We start from the raw sequence: 14096 nt of genomic DNA, 5'->3' as shown, positions 1-14096 counted from the left end.
GCCCCCACAAGGACCGCTGAGATCCTGTAGGAGCGGGCTTGCCCGCGATGAGGCCGCCGCGATTTCAAGGGGTACGATTACGCCGCGTCTCGATGATGTTAGGCAACTGCGAAATGCGCCCCAGCAAGCGTCCGAGGGCACCCAGGCCCGGAATCTCGATGGTCAGCGACATCAGCGCGGTGTTGTCTTCCTTGTTCGAGCGGGTGTTGACCGCCAGCACGTTGATCTTCTCGTTGAGCAACACCTGCGATACGTCGCGCAGCAAGCCTGGGCGGTCGTAGGCGCGGATGATGATGTCCACCGGGTAGGTCTGCACCGGCACCGGGCCCCAGCTGACCTGGATGATCCGCTCCGGCTCACGGCCAGCCAGTTGCAGCACCGAGGCGCAGTCCTGGCGGTGGATGGTCACGCCGCGGCCTTGGGTGATGTAACCGACGATCGCCTCGCCGGGCAGCGGCTGGCAGCAACCGGCCATCTGCGTGAGCAGGTTGCCGACCCCCTGGATCTGGATATCGGCACGCTTGCCGGTGCGCGAGCTCGACGATTTGCGCGGGGTCAGCTCGATCTGCTCGATGCGCTCAGGTTCGAGCAGCTGCTGCGCGGCGTTGACCAGATGGGCCAGGCGCAAGTCGCCGGCGCCGAGGGCAGCAAACATGTCCTCGGCCGTCTTGACGTTGGCCTTCTCTGCCAAGCGCTCGAAGTCCACCTGCGGCAGGCCGAGGCGGCTGAGCTCACGTTCGAGCAGGGTCTTGCCGGCAGCGACGTTCTGGTCGCGTGCTTGCAGCTTGAACCAGTGGACGATCTTCGCCCGTGCCCGCGAGGTGGTGACATAGCCGAGGTTGGAGTTCAGCCAGTCGCGGCTAGGGCTGCCGTGCTTGCTGGTGATGATCTCCACCTGCTCGCCGGTCTGCAGGCTGTAGTTGAGCGGTACGATCCGCCCGTTGATCTTGGCGCCGCGGCAGTTGTGGCCGATCTCGGTGTGCACGCGGTAGGCGAAGTCCAGCGGCGTGGCACCCTTGGGCAGGTCGATGGCATGGCCGTCGGGGGTAAAGATGTACACCCGGTCCGGCTCGATATCGACCCGCAACTGCTCGGCCAGGCCGCCGATGTCGCCCAGCTCCTCGTGCCACTCAAGCACCTGGCGCAACCAGGAGATTTTTTCTTCGTAGTGGTTGGAGCTGGCCTTGACGTCGGTGCCCTTGTAGCGCCAGTGGGCGCAGACGCCGAGCTCGGCTTCCTCGTGCATGCCGTGGGTACGGATCTGCACTTCCAGCACCTTGCCCTCTGGGCCGATCACCGCGGTGTGCAGCGAGCGATAGCCGTTCTCCTTGGGGTTGGCGATGTAGTCGTCGAATTCCTTGGGGATGTGCCGCCACAGGGTATGCACGATGCCGAGCGCGGTGTAGCAATCGCGGATTTCCGGCACCAGCACGCGCACGGCGCGCACGTCGTAGATCTGGCTGAACTCCAGGCCCTTGCGCTGCATCTTGCGCCAGATCGAATAGATGTGTTTCGCCCGGCCACTGATATCGGCGTTGACGCCGGTGGCCAGCAGCTCGTTCTGCAGCTGGTTCATCACGTCGCTGATAAACCGCTCGCGGTCCAGCCGACGCTCGTGCAGGAGCTTGGCGATCTGCTTGTACTGATCGGGTTCGAGGTAGCGGAAGGACAGGTCCTCCAGCTCCCACTTGATATGACCGATACCCAGGCGATGGGCCAACGGCGCATAGATGTCGAACACCTCACGCGCCACGCGCAGGCGTTTTTCATCGTCGGCGGCCTTGACCGCACGAATCGCGCAGGTGCGCTCGGCCAGCTTGATCAGGGCCACGCGCACGTCGTCGACCATGGCCACGAGCATCTTGCGCAGGTTTTCCACCTGCGCCTGGGAGCCCAGTACCAGCGACTGACGCGGGCTGAGACTGGCACTGATGGCCGCCATGCGCAGCACGCCGTCGATCAGCTTGGACACCACCGGACCAAAGCGCTGGCCGACCTCGGCCAGGGTCACCTTGCCTTCGCGCACCGAGCGGTAGATCACTGCGGCTACCAGCGAATCCTGGTCAAGCTTCAGGTCTGCGAGAATTTCGGCAATTTCCAGACCGGCCTGGAAGCTGGACGTACCGTCCGCCCAGGAATGCTTGGCCGGGTTGCCCTTTTTCTCGACTTCCTGGGCGAACTCACAAGCCTCTTTCAGGGCCACGCGGTCCAACGCCGAATCGACGCTGACCACATGATCCAACCACGCTTCGAGATTGATACTGCCGTCGGTGTTGACCGGCTGGTGCACTCTCACCTGTACCATCTTTGCTTTACCTTTCCATACAGTGCACCACGCAGGTGCACTGACAATCACCGTGTGGCCTCCAATCCATGGAAGCCGCACCAAGGGGCCAGCTGGCTAGCCCGCTTCGAATAACGCCATGGCTTCGACATGCGCCGTCTGAGGAAACATGTCGAGAATCCCGGCCCTTGTTAACCGGTACCCTTGAGCGACCAGCACCTGGGCGTCTCGCGCCAGCGTCGCTGGGTTGCAGGACACATAGACCAACCGCTTGGCCTTGAGGCGTGCGATGCCTTGCACCACCTCGAAAGCACCGTCGCGCGGTGGATCCAAGAGTACCGCAGAAAAGCCCTCGGCGGCCCATCCGGCGCCTGCCAAAGGCTGCGATAAATCGGCCTGAAAAAACCGTGCGTTATGCACATTGTTTTCCCCGGCATTGGCCGCGGCCCGATCGACCATGGCCTGTACACCTTCCACCGCAACCACTTCGCGGGCCAGCCTGGCCAGCGGCAGGGCAAAGTTGCCCAGGCCACAGAACAGATCCAGCACCCGCTCATCGGCTTGCGGCGCGAGCCAGGCCAGGGCCTGCTCGATCATCATCGTATTGACCTGGGCATTGACCTGGACGAAGTCACCCGGTCGCCAGGCCAGTTGCAACGCCCACGGCTCCAGGGTGAAGCCCAAGGTTTGCCCGGCCTCGACTGGCGCCGGCTCACCGTCCCCTTGCAACCATAGCTGGGCACCGGCTTGTTTGCAGAAGGCCTGCAAGCGCGCCAGGTCGTCTTCCGGCAGTGGCGCCACATGCCGTACCAGCAACGCTTCGGCGCTACCACTGAACAGCTCGACATGGCCCAGGGCCTGAGGTTTGCTCAAGCTGCGCAGCACAGTCGGCAAATGCCGCATGATCGTTTGCAAGGGCTGTACCAGCACCGGGCAGTCGTCGATGGCGATGATGTCCTGGCTGGCTTGGGCACGAAAGCCTACGTCCAGTTGCCGCGCCTTGGCGTCCCAGCGCACGGCGATGCGCGCCCGGCGGCGGTAGCCGAACTCCGGGCCGAACAGCGGCGCGGCCCAGGCCTGCGGCTGGATACCGGCCACCCGCTGCAACTGCTCGGCGAGCAGGCGCTGCTTGAGTACGAGCTGGTCTTCATGCGCCAGGTGCTGCAAGTTGCAGCCGCCGCAGCGGTCGAAATGCCGGCACGGCGCCTGGCGCCGTTCGGCGCTGGCCTGCAACACCCGCTCAAGACGCGCTTCGACGATCTTGCCGCGGGCATTGAGCACCCGCGCCTCGACCGCTTCGCCAGCCAACGCACCGCTGACGAACCAGGTGCGCCCGTCATGGAAGGCGATACCTCGGCCATCTCCGGACAGCCGCTCGATGTCCAGGCGCTGCTTCTTGCCCACCGGGACTTGGGGTGCACGGTTGCCGCCGGCCGGTTGGAAGCGCAGGCCGCCTTTGCTTTTCTTGCTGGTCATCAGGTCGCGTCAAACAGGCCGGTGGAGAGATAACGATCACCGCGATCACAAATGATCGCGACCATCACGGCGTTTTCCACTTCCTGGGACAGGCGCAGCATGGCCGCCACCGCACCACCGGAAGACACACCGCAGAAAATGCCCTCTTCACGGGCAAGGCGACGGGTGACGTTTTCGGCCTCGGCCTGGGACATGTCCACGACCCGATCAACGCGGGTGGCATCGAAGATCTTCGGCAGGTATTCCTGCGGCCAGCGGCGGATGCCGGGGATGGCCGAGCCTTCCATCGGTTGCAGACCGACGATCTGCACCGCTGGGTTTTGCTCCTTGAGGTACTGCGAGCAGCCCATGATGGTCCCGGTGGTGCCCATGGAGCTGACAAAATGGGTGATGGTGCCTTGGGTCTGTTGCCAGATTTCCGGGCCGGTGCTGGTGTAGTGGGCAATCGGGTTGTCGCCGTTGGCGAACTGATCCAGGACCAGGCCACGGCCTTCGGCCTGGAGCTTCTCGGCCAGATCGCGCGCACCTTCCATGCCCTCTTCCTTGCTGACCAGGATCAGCTCGGCGCCATAGGCCGTCATCGCCGCCTTGCGTTCGGCGGTGGAGTTGTCCGGCATGATCAGGATCATCTTGTAACCCTTGATCGCCGCCGCCATGGCCAAGGCGATACCGGTGTTGCCGGAGGTCGCTTCGATCAGGGTGTCACCGGGCTTGATCTGGTTGCGCAGCTCGGCGCGGGTGATCATCGACAGCGCCGGGCGGTCTTTGACCGAGCCTGCGGGGTTGTTGCCTTCGAGCTTGAGCAGCAAGGTATTGCTGGTTTCACCGGCTATGCGCTGCAGGCGAACCAGAGGCGTATTGCCGACGCAATCGGCGATGGTTGGGTACTGCAGGGTCATGGCGTATTTCGCAATCCGGACGGCAGGGGCGACTATCATACCGGCAAACCTTTCGCGGCCATATCACGCAATCTGCGGTTGCTATAGCTAACCGCTATATAGGCGTTAGAGACGCTTCCCGGGCCAGCCCGCGCAGTTCAGGCTCCAGCGTATGACTTTGGCTCTACAGTGGCCTCGTGGGAGCGGGCTTGCCCCGCGATATGCGCCGGCAGGCGCATGCACAAGCGCAGGCCGTGCTTGCCATTCTCCGCCCACAAGGTACCGCCCTGGCGCTGGATGGCGCCGCGCGCGATGCTCAGGCCCAGGCCAAAGCCCCCATCCCCCGGCCGCGATCCGTCCAGGCGCGAGAAAGGCGCGAAGATCCGCTCCAGATCGTCCTCGGCCACTCCGCCGCCTTGATCTTCCAGCCAGATCCGCCAGTGATTGCCCTCACGCTTTGCGCCGAGGCTGATCAAGCCCTCTTCAGGCGAATGACGAATGGCATTGCGCAGCATGTTCTCGAAGGCCTGGGCCAAGTGATTGAGGTTGCCCTGCACCCAGCAGTTTGCCGGCACCTCGCAGCGCAGCCGCGACGGGCTCCAGCCACTCTCGTAGCAGGCATCCTCAGCCAGCATGTCCCACAACGCCTGGAGTTGGATCGGCTCAAGGTTCATCGGCGCCCGCTCGGCGTCCTGCCAGGCCAGTTGCAGCGTGTCCTCGACCAGTTGCTGCATGCAGTCCACTTCACGGGTCAGACGCTCGCGCAGGCGCTCCAGGTCGTTCTCGCCATCGCAGGCCACGCGCAGACGGCTCAGCGGAGTACGCATCTCATGGGACAAATCGCGTAGCAGTTGCTGCTGCAGGGCGACCGTACCCTGCAAGCGTTCGGCCATCTGGTCGAATGCCCGGGCCAACTCGCCCAACTCGTCATGCCGGCCGATGGTGCGCGAGTCGAGACGTGCCGAGAGCTGATCGGCGCGCCAGGCATTGGCCTGTTCGCGCAGCTGGTTCAGCGGCACGATCAGCATGCGATACAGACCCACGCACAACAGCAAGGTGAACAGACCCGGAATCACGCCATTGGTCACGACCTGCCAGAGCAGACGGTACTTGCCGGGATTGAGCCGCTCGGGTAACTCGATGACCAACATGCCCTGCTCGGGCAGCGTGGGAAACGCCAGGCGCACCCAGGGCTGATCGACACTGCGCCGGCTCATGGGCCAGTCGATACCGCGCAAGCGGGTCATGCGCTGGCGCTCGGCGGTGACCAGCGGCGTGCTGCTCAGTGATTGCAGGTCGGCGTCGAGCACACCGACCCAGCCTGGTTCGCGCTGGTGCATCTCGGCCAGCCAGCGATCGACCCCAGCCTGGCCGCCTTCGCGCCAGGCCCGCTCGGCCTCGGCGGCATAGCCACGCAGCTCTTGGCGGGCCGATTCGGAGAGAAACGCATTCTGGGTTTCCATGTGCCGGCCCCAGGTGTAGCTCAGGCCGATCATCAACAGGCAGAAGCCCACCAGCAGAATCGCCAGCCGCCAGAACAACGAGTGTCGGTCAAGCATGATCAGTCGGCCTCACCGGCACTGAGCACATAGCCTTTGCCCCAAACAGTGCGAATCTGCTGATCGTGATAACCCACGCTCTTGAGCTTGCGACGGATCTGGCTGACATGCATGTCCAGGCTGCGATCGTGACGCGAGTAGCCGCGCTGGAGCACCTGCTGATAAAGGAAGGGCTTGCTGAGCACCTCGTCCTGGCTGCGCTTGAGGGTATCGAGCAGGCGGTATTCGCTGGGGGTAAGCCCGGCCCATTGACCATTCAGGCAGACGTCGCTGGCGGCCTCGTCGAACTGCAATTGACCCGGCTCGACCTGCGGCTGGACCTTGCGCCGGCGCTCAAGATCGACCCGGCGCAGGATCGCCTCGATGCGCACCTGCAATTCGGCCATGCTGAACGGCTTGGGCAGGTAGTCGTCGGCACCGCGCTGGAAGCCTGTGATGCGATCGGCCTCGGCACCGAGCGCCGACATCAGGATCACCGGCGTCGTGCTGCGCCTGCGCAGCTGGGCGAGCGCGTCCAGGCCATTGAGGCCAGGCAACAGGATGTCCATGAGCACGACATCGAACACCTGGCGGCCTGCCCTTTCCAAACCTTCCTGGCCATTGCGGCACCAGGTCACCTGGAAGCCGCCACGCTGCAACTCCTCATGCAGGTAGGCGCCAAGGACTGGGTCGTCCTCGATGGCGAGAATGTTCGAATTGTGAATAGCTACAGGATTCATTGGCTTCTGACATTTATTCTCAGTTGCGCGATTATTGGCCATGTGGCCGGGCCAGGCAACCCAATTGCGACCGGTGAGGTGATGAGGCCAGCGCAGGCGACAAAAATCGTCTGCAATGAGTGCATTAGCGCCAGACCCGGAGTAACGTTCCGAGATTATTCCGTCCCGCTCGGCGACGGCCGCAAGGCACATCACAGGAGGCGAGTGTGCTCGATCGTTTGGGAATCAGAAGCCGGGTGCTGTTGCTGGCCTTGTTGCCGGCCAGCCTGATGGCACTGGTGCTGGGCAGCTATTTCACCTGGTTGCAGCAGAACGAGCTGCGCAGCCAATTGCTGCAGCGCGGCAAGATGATCGCCGAACAGCTGGCGCCGCTGGCCGCACCGGCGATGGCCCAGCATACCGCGCCGCAGCTCGAACGCATCGCGGCCCAGGCGCTAGAGCAGGCCGACGTGCGCGCCGTGGCGTTCCTCGCGCCCGACCGCTCGCGCCTGGCCCACGCCGGCCCGAGCATGCTCAATCAGCCGCCCAGCGGCGGCACTGGTACCCAACTGCTGCAACGCAGTGGCAACGATGCCACGCGCTACCTGATGCCGGTGTTCGGTCATCATCGCGACCTGGCTACCGATGCCATCCCCGCCGAGGCCGAGCGACTGCTCGGCTGGGTCGAGATCGAGCTGTCCCACGACGGCACCTTGCTGCGCGGCTATCGCAACCTGTTCACCAGCGTACTGTTGATCCTGGGCTGCCTGATCCTGACGGCCCTGCTCGCCCTGCGCATGAGCCGCACGATCAACGACCCGATCAGCCGCATCAAGCAAGCGGTCACCCAACTCAAGGACGGCAACCTCGAAGCGCGGCTGCCGGCCATGGGCAGCCACGAGCTGGACGAGTTGGCTGCCGGCATCAACCGCATGGCCGAAACCCTGCACAACGCCCACGAAGAGCTGCAGCACAGCATCGACCAGGCCACCGAAGATGTGCGCCAGAACCTTGAGACCATCGAGATCCAGAACATCGAACTGGACATGGCGCGCAAGGAGGCCCTGGAAGCCAGCCGGATCAAGTCCGAGTTCCTCGCCAACATGAGCCATGAGATCCGCACCCCGCTCAACGGCATCCTCGGTTTTACCCACCTGCTGCAAAAAAGCGAGTTGGCGCCGCGCCAGCTCGATTACCTGAGCACGATCGAGAAATCGGCCGACAACCTGCTGGGGATCATCAACGAGATCCTCGACTTCTCCAAGATCGAGGCCGGCAAGCTGGTGCTCGACAGCATCCCGTTCAACCTGCGCGACCTGATCCAGGACACCCTGACCATTCTCGCCCCAGCAGCCCACGCCAAGCAGCTGGAGTTGCTCAGCCTGGTCTATCGCGACACGCCGTTGTCGTTGGTCGGCGACCCGCTGCGGCTCAAGCAGATCCTCACCAACCTGGTCAGCAACGCTATCAAGTTCACCCGTGAGGGCACTATCGTCGTGCGCGCCATGCTCGAAGACGAGCAAGAAGACAGCGTGCAACTGCGCATCAGCGTGCAAGACACCGGCATCGGCCTGTCGCCGCAAGATGTGCGCACCCTGTTCCAGGCCTTCAGCCAGGCCGATAACTCGCTATCGCGCCAGCCCGGCGGCACCGGCCTGGGGCTGGTGATCTCCAAGCGCTTGATCGAGCAGATGGGCGGCGAGATCGGCGTCGACAGCACGCCGGGGGAAGGCTCGCAGTTCTGGATCAGCCTGAACCTGCCCAAGGCCCACGACGATGCCGAAGACTTGCCGCTGCAACCCTTGCTCGGGCGACGCGCGGCAATCGTCGACGGCCACGAACTGGCGCGCCAGGCTCTTGAGCACCAACTGGAAGATTGCGGCTTGAGCGTCAGTCTGTTCGCCTCCTTCGATCAGCTGCTGCAAGGCGTTCAGGCGGCGCACCTGGCTGGCCAGCCGTTCGAGTTCGCCGTGCTCGGGGCCAACCTGGGCAACCTGTCGCCGGAACAACTCGCCCAGTACCACCAACAACTGGAGCGCCTGGACTGCCAGTGCGTGGTGCTGTGCCCGACCACCGAACAGGCGCTGTACCACCCTTACCTGCCCAACGCCCATGGCCAGCTGCTGTCCAAGCCGACCTGTACGCGCAAGCTGCGCCGGCTGCTGGTAGAGCTGATTCAGCCACGTCGGCAAACCAGCGAAGTCCGGGTTGCCGGCAGCCAGCGGGTGCCGAAGATCCTCTGCGTCGACGACAACCCGGCCAACCTGTTGCTGGTGCAGACCCTGCTCGAAGACCTCGGCGCCGAGGTGCTGGCGGTCGACAATGGTTTTGCGGCGGTACAAGCGGTGCAGGATGAGCCGTTCGACCTGGTGCTGATGGATGTGCAGATGCCCGGTATGGACGGGCGCGCCTGCACCGAGCAGATCCGCCTGTGGGAAAACAGCCAGAGCGGTAACCCGCTGCCGATCGTCGCGCTCACCGCGCATGCCATGGCCAATGAAAAACGCGCCCTGCTGCACAGCGGCATGGACGATTACCTGACCAAGCCAATCAGTGAACGGCAACTGGGCCAGGTGGTGATGAAATGGACCGGGCTGAACCTGGGCACCCCGCAGCAGGAACGCATCACCGAGCGCCTGCCGGACAGCAGCGAGCTGAAGGTGCTCGACCCGGAAGAAGGCTTGCGCCTGGCCGCGGGCAAGCCGGACTTGGCAGCGGACATGCTGAGCATGCTGCTGGAGTCGCTGGAGGCTGATCGCCAGGCGATTCGCAGCGCACGTGAAGCAGGTGACCGTGAGGCGATGATCGAGCGGGTACACCGCTTGAATGGCGCATCGCGCTACTGTGGAGTGCCGCAGTTGCGGGCGGCGTGCCAGCGTAGCGAGACCCTGCTCAAGCAGGATAATCCCCAGGCCTTGCAGGCGCTGGATGAGCTGGATCAGGCGATCAGCCGGTTGGCCGAACAGGCGCAGCAGAGTGCTTGAGTGCGTTTACTGATGCTCCCACGGGCTTCTCGACACCTCGGACCCTGTGGGAGCGGGCTTGCCCGCGAATAGGCCAGTACTGACTGAGCCTCTCATGGCACCGATCAAAGTCCGCCAAGCCAATCGGGCTAAACTCACCTCGCCTCATTGCCAAGGAATCCGCTATGCGCACTCTGTTGTTCAGCAGCCAGCACTACGACCAGGAAAGCTTCACCCGCGCCAGCACCGACAACAACCTGGAACTGCACTTCCAGTCGGCCCGCCTGACCCTGGACACCGCCGCCTTGGCCAGCGGCTTCGAGGTGGTCTGCGCCTTCATCAACGACGAACTGGACCAGCCGGTGCTGGAGCGCCTGGCCGCCGGCGGCACGCGCCTGATCGCCCTGCGCTCGGCGGGCTACAACCACGTCGACCTGGCCGCCGCCAAACGCCTGGGGCTGACCGTGGTACGGGTGCCGGCCTACTCGCCGCATGCGGTGGCCGAGCACGCGGTGGCGCTGATCATGGCCCTCAACCGCCGCCTGCATCGCGCCTACAACCGCACCCGCGAAGGCGACTTCACCCTGCACGGGCTGACCGGCTTCGACCTGCATGGCAAAACCGTCGGGGTGGTCGGCACCGGCCAGATCGGCGTGGCCTTCGCCCGCATCATGGCCGGCTTTGGCTGCCAGCTGCTGGCCTACGACCCCTACCCCAACCCCGACATGCTGGCCTTGGGTGCACGCTACCTGGAGCTACCTGAGTTGCTGCGCCAGTCGCGGATCGTCAGCCTGCACTGCCCGCTGACCGAGCACACCCGCCACCTGATCAACGCCCACAGCCTGGCAGCGCTGCAACCGGGCGCGATGTTGATCAATACCGGTCGCGGTGCGCTGGTCGACACCCCAGCCCTGATCGATGCGCTCAAGAGCGGCCAACTCGGCTACCTGGGTTTGGACGTGTATGAAGAAGAAGCCCAGCTGTTCTTCGAGGACCGCTCCGACTTGCCCCTGCAAGATGATGTGCTGGCCCGGCTGCTGACCTTCCCCAACGTGATCATTACCGCCCACCAGGCGTTCCTGACCCGTGAGGCGCTGGATGCGATCGCTGCGACCACCCTGGAAAATATCATCCGCTGGGTGGCAGGCAATCCGCAGAATCTGGTCGAGGGTTGATGCTAGGATACGCGGCATTTCTGGAGGACCCATGGTCGAGCACGATTTCCGCTACACCCTATTCAACCCGCAACACACCCTGATCGAATGCCGCGCGCTGGTGCCGGGTCGCTATCAGGTAACCGGCAATGGCGGTTCGATCCAGAAGGACGACGTCCTGCTGGTCACCCTCAAAGGCAGCAAGGACTTGTCCATGCGCCTGACCGTGGAAAGCGTACGCCACCTGATCAACCCGCGCGGCCAGTGGGTCGCGGTGGCCAGCGGCCCGGCGTTCAAAGAGCTGGAGATCCTCAACTGGCAGGTCAAGTGCGACAGCTGCCAAGCCGTGCTCGACTTCGAGTTCGCCGTCGACGGCAAGCTGGGGAACAAGGCGCACAAGCCGGCCGCCAGTGCCCGCGTCGCTGAATTGGGCTGGATCAGCAAGGGTGACAAGCACCTGTGCCCACACTGCCAGGAGAGCGCTCAGTGAAAAACATGCTGACCGGCGTGCTGATTGCCACCGGCCTGCTGGGCTGCGCTGCGCAGCCGTCGAAGTTGCAACAAGAGCAGAGCTATGTGCTTGAGTGGATTGGCGAACGCCCGCTGATCGATTACAGCCACCTGACCCTGACCTTGGCCGAAGACGGCCGCGCCTATGGCAATGGCGGCTGCAACCACTGGTTTGCGCCGTATACGCTTGAGGGTGAGCGGATCAGCTTCGGCAAGGTCGGCAAGACCCGCAAGCTGTGCGCGCCGGCGTTGATGGAGCAGGAGAAGCGTTTCCTCGAGGCGCTGGAGACGGTGCAGCGTTGGGATGTTTCGGCGATCGAACAGATTCGGTTCTGGCCGGCCCAAGGCAAACCGTTGCGGTTCTGGCCTGAAGAAGGCTGATCACCTCTGTTGGGGCCCCTCTGCGGCCCTTCGCGGCGGGTCAGCGCCCCGACAAGTTCGCTCCCACAGAGTGTGTACCGGGTACAAGCGCGGTCCCTGTGGGAGCGGGCTTGCCCGCGAAGGGCTGCAAAGCAGCCCCAGCTATCAAGTCAACATCATTAGGCGCCTTTGAGGGCCTTGATCTTCTCCTGCAGCCCTTCCAGGGTCTGCTCGCCCATCAGTTGCTCACGGACCTTGCCTTTGTCATCGATGATGTAGGTCACCGGCAACGCCTCGCTACGCGGCAGCTCATAACGCTCTGCCGGATCCTGGGCCAGTACCGTGAAGCCAATCCCGAGGGTCTCGGCAGCTTGCTTGAGGTCCTGCCCTTGCAGGCCATCGAAGTTCACCCCGACCACCTTGATGCCCTGGCTGTCCCACTGCTTGGCCGCAGCGTTCAACTCAGGGATTTCAGTACGGCACGGCCCGCACCATTCGGCCCAGTAATTGAGCACCAGCCAGTGCCCCTCGATCTGTTCAGCCTTTACCGTATTGCCGTGCTGGTCCACGCCGTAGTCCGCACCGCAACCGCCGAGCAACAGGCTCGCAGTGATGGCCAGTGCAGCTGCCAAACGCTTTGCCATGGGTCAATCCTTCTCGAAGTTTTCTAAACCTGTAATTCAGTCGCTGCGGTTAGAATAGCCGCCACACCCTGCTGGATGCGACCCGTCATGACTGATCTGACTCTCTATCATAACCCGCGCTGCTCGAAATCCCGCGGCGCCTTGGAGCTGCTCGAAGCGCGCGGCCTCAGCCCGACCATCGTGCGCTACCTGGAAACCCCGCCCGATGCGGCGACCCTCAAGGCATTGCTGGGCAAGCTGGGCATCGCCCCGCGCCAGCTGCTGCGCACCGGTGAAGACGAATACAAGACCCTGGAGCTGGCCAACCCGGCGCTCAGCGACCAACAGTTGATCGAAGCCATGGCACAACACCCGAAACTGATCGAGCGGCCGATTCTGGTGGTCGGCGACCAGGCGGTCATCGGTCGCCCACCCGAGAAGGTGCTGGAGATCCTGCCGTGAGCGATCCATTCATCTTGGTGCTGTATTACAGCCGCCATGGCTCGACCAGCGAGATGGCCCGGCACATTGCCCGTGGCGTCGAGATGGCCGGCCTGGAAGCGCGCCTGCGCACCGTGCCGGCGATCTCCACCGAATGCGAGGCAGTAGCCCCGGATATCCCCGCCAGCGGTGCGTTGTACGCCACCCTCGACGACCTGCGCCACTGCGCCGGGCTGGTCCTGGGCAGCCCGACCCGCTTCGGCAACATGGCCGCGCCGCTCAAGTACTTCCTCGATGGCACCAGCAGCCTGTGGCTGGGCGGTGAGCTGGTCGGCAAGCCGGCGGCGGTGTTCACCTCCACCGCCAGCCTGCACGGCGGCCAGGAGACCACCCTGCTGTCGATGATGCTGCCGCTGATGCACCACGGCATGCTGGTCATGGGCCTGCCCTACAGCGAGTCGGCGCTGCTCGAGACCCGTGGTGGCGGCACCCCGTACGGGGCGAGCCATCATGCCGGGGCAGATGGCAAGCGCGAGCTGGACAGCCATGAGATCGCCCTGTGCCGCGCGCTCGGCCAACGCCTGGCGAGCACCGCCAAGGCTTTGGGTGGTGAACGTGGCTAGGAAGCCCAAGGTGCTGCCAGCGCTTGAGTGGTTGAGCCCGCGCCTGCGCTTGACGCGGGCGCTGAGCCTGGGCTGTTTCTTCGGCCTGATCGTCCTGCTGGTGATCAATAACCTGTGGTTCGCCAACCTGCATGGGGCGCGGGTCGAGGTCATCCTGGCGATCGAGCTGATCCCGCTGCTGCTGTTGCTGCCGGGGATGCTGATGGGCAGCGCCCGGGCGCATGCCTGGACCTGCTTTGTGGTGAACATCTACTTCATCAAGGGCGTGTTGGCGGCGTTCGATCCGGCGCGCGCGGTGTTTGGCTGGATCGAGGTGCTGGTGAGCTTGGGGCTGTTTGTTAGCGGGCTGCTGTTTGTGCGCTGGAAGTTTCAGCATGAGCGCAGGCTGGCCGGCGAAGGAAACTAGAACAAGCTATGTGGACTGCGTGGACTGCGTAGGCTACGTGGGCTACGTGGGCTACGTGGGCTACGTGGGCTACGTGGGCTACGTGGGAGCGGGCTTGCCCCGCGATAGCGAGGCTGAGGCC

The 14096-nt window shown here is 64.1% G+C and carries 13 protein-coding genes; 7 read left to right on the top strand and 6 right to left on the bottom strand.

What is annotated here, in order from left to right; translation table 11 throughout:
- Positions 1–64: 64 nt before the first annotated feature.
- The 5 genes from relA to AAZU54_RS17735 form a co-directional block, all read right to left on the bottom strand.
- Positions 65–2305: a GTP diphosphokinase gene (gene relA, locus AAZU54_RS17755; RefSeq protein ID WP_186554645.1), complete on the bottom strand. Its 2241-nt coding sequence runs from the start codon at positions 2303–2305 to the stop codon at positions 65–67.
- A 96-nt stretch (positions 2306–2401) separates the two neighbouring features.
- Positions 2402–3760: a 23S rRNA (uracil(1939)-C(5))-methyltransferase RlmD gene (rlmD, locus tag AAZU54_RS17750; RefSeq protein WP_186554644.1), complete on the bottom strand. Its 1359-nt coding sequence runs from the start codon at positions 3758–3760 to the stop codon at positions 2402–2404.
- Positions 3760–4659, bottom strand: a complete 900-nt coding sequence (gene cysM / locus AAZU54_RS17745; protein WP_405130152.1) for a cysteine synthase CysM — start codon at positions 4657–4659, stop codon at positions 3760–3762. The genes rlmD and cysM overlap by 1 nt, the downstream gene beginning before the upstream one ends.
- A gap of 137 nt (positions 4660–4796) precedes the next feature.
- Positions 4797–6197: a sensor histidine kinase gene (locus AAZU54_RS17740; RefSeq protein WP_312155843.1), complete on the bottom strand. Its 1401-nt coding sequence runs from the start codon at positions 6195–6197 to the stop codon at positions 4797–4799.
- 2 nt (positions 6198–6199) lie between these two features.
- Positions 6200–6916 (bottom strand): response regulator transcription factor, encoded by a 717-nt coding sequence (locus tag AAZU54_RS17735; protein WP_186554642.1) that lies wholly within the window; start codon positions 6914–6916, stop codon positions 6200–6202.
- Positions 6917–7122: 206 nt separating this feature from the next.
- Between AAZU54_RS17735 and AAZU54_RS17730 the strand changes: the two genes are divergently transcribed.
- The 4 genes from AAZU54_RS17730 (at position 7123) to AAZU54_RS17715 (ending at position 11903) form a co-directional block, all read left to right on the top strand.
- A complete protein-coding gene (locus tag AAZU54_RS17730) occupies positions 7123–9879 on the top strand; it encodes a response regulator (protein ID WP_186554641.1) in 2757 nt (918 codons plus the stop codon).
- Between the two features lie 164 nt (positions 9880–10043).
- Positions 10044–11033 carry a 2-hydroxyacid dehydrogenase gene (locus AAZU54_RS17725; RefSeq protein WP_186554640.1) on the top strand — a complete coding sequence of 330 codons (990 nt, stop codon included), beginning with the start codon at positions 10044–10046 and terminating at the stop codon, positions 11031–11033.
- Positions 11034–11064: 31 nt separating this feature from the next.
- Complete coding sequence (locus AAZU54_RS17720; RefSeq protein WP_392466141.1) at positions 11065–11502, top strand: hypothetical protein; 438 nt, start codon at positions 11065–11067, stop codon at positions 11500–11502.
- Positions 11499–11903, top strand: coding sequence for an META domain-containing protein (locus AAZU54_RS17715; protein WP_186554638.1), 405 nt, complete (start codon positions 11499–11501; stop codon positions 11901–11903). Before AAZU54_RS17720 ends, AAZU54_RS17715 begins: the two co-directional genes overlap by 4 nt.
- Positions 11904–12061: 158 nt before the next feature.
- Here the strand turns inward: AAZU54_RS17715 and AAZU54_RS17710 are convergent, their stop codons facing one another.
- Positions 12062–12526: a TlpA disulfide reductase family protein gene (locus tag AAZU54_RS17710; RefSeq protein ID WP_186554637.1), complete on the bottom strand. Its 465-nt coding sequence runs from the start codon at positions 12524–12526 to the stop codon at positions 12062–12064.
- An 87-nt stretch (positions 12527–12613) separates the two neighbouring features.
- Between AAZU54_RS17710 and arsC the strand changes: the two genes are divergently transcribed.
- The 3 genes from arsC to AAZU54_RS17695 are packed head-to-tail and all read left to right on the top strand — an operon-like array spanning position 12614 to position 13975.
- Positions 12614–12967 carry an arsenate reductase (glutaredoxin) gene (gene arsC / locus AAZU54_RS17705; protein ID WP_186554636.1) on the top strand — a complete coding sequence of 118 codons (354 nt, stop codon included), beginning with the start codon at positions 12614–12616 and terminating at the stop codon, positions 12965–12967.
- Positions 12964–13569 carry an NAD(P)H:quinone oxidoreductase gene (wrbA, locus tag AAZU54_RS17700; RefSeq protein ID WP_186554635.1) on the top strand — a complete coding sequence of 202 codons (606 nt, stop codon included), beginning with the start codon at positions 12964–12966 and terminating at the stop codon, positions 13567–13569. Before arsC ends, wrbA begins: the two co-directional genes overlap by 4 nt.
- A complete protein-coding gene (locus AAZU54_RS17695; protein WP_186554634.1) occupies positions 13562–13975 on the top strand; it encodes a DUF2069 domain-containing protein in 414 nt (137 codons plus the stop codon). The genes wrbA and AAZU54_RS17695 overlap by 8 nt, the downstream gene beginning before the upstream one ends.
- The last annotated feature ends 121 nt before the right edge of the window (positions 13976–14096 follow it).

The organism is Pseudomonas sp. Je.1.5.c, assembly GCF_051129895.1.
GTDB classification, from domain to species: Bacteria; Pseudomonadota; Gammaproteobacteria; order Pseudomonadales; family Pseudomonadaceae; genus Aquipseudomonas; species Aquipseudomonas urmiensis.
Note: the sequence above shows the minus strand (reverse complement) of the source record. Positions and strands in the feature narration are given on the sequence as shown.

Bases quoted from the DNA above. Each gene is read 5' to 3' on its own strand.
- cysM (WP_405130152.1), bottom strand. From the start codon at position 4,659: ATGACCCTGCAGTACCCAACCATCGCCGATTGCGTCGGCAATACGCCT.
- rlmD (WP_186554644.1), bottom strand. From the start codon at position 3,760: ATGACCAGCAAGAAAAGCAAAGGCGGCCTGCGCTTCCAACCGGCCGGC.
- AAZU54_RS17710 (WP_186554637.1), bottom strand. From the start codon at position 12,526: ATGGCAAAGCGTTTGGCAGCTGCACTGGCCATCACTGCGAGCCTGTTG.
- AAZU54_RS17725 (WP_186554640.1), top strand. From the start codon at position 10,044: ATGCGCACTCTGTTGTTCAGCAGCCAGCACTACGACCAGGAAAGCTTC.
- arsC (WP_186554636.1), top strand. From the start codon at position 12,614: ATGACTGATCTGACTCTCTATCATAACCCGCGCTGCTCGAAATCCCGC.
- AAZU54_RS17740 (WP_312155843.1), bottom strand. From the start codon at position 6,197: ATGCTTGACCGACACTCGTTGTTCTGGCGGCTGGCGATTCTGCTGGTG.
- AAZU54_RS17720 (WP_392466141.1), top strand. From the start codon at position 11,065: ATGGTCGAGCACGATTTCCGCTACACCCTATTCAACCCGCAACACACC.
- relA (WP_186554645.1), bottom strand. From the start codon at position 2,305: ATGGTACAGGTGAGAGTGCACCAGCCGGTCAACACCGACGGCAGTATC.
- AAZU54_RS17735 (WP_186554642.1), bottom strand. From the start codon at position 6,916: ATGAATCCTGTAGCTATTCACAATTCGAACATTCTCGCCATCGAGGAC.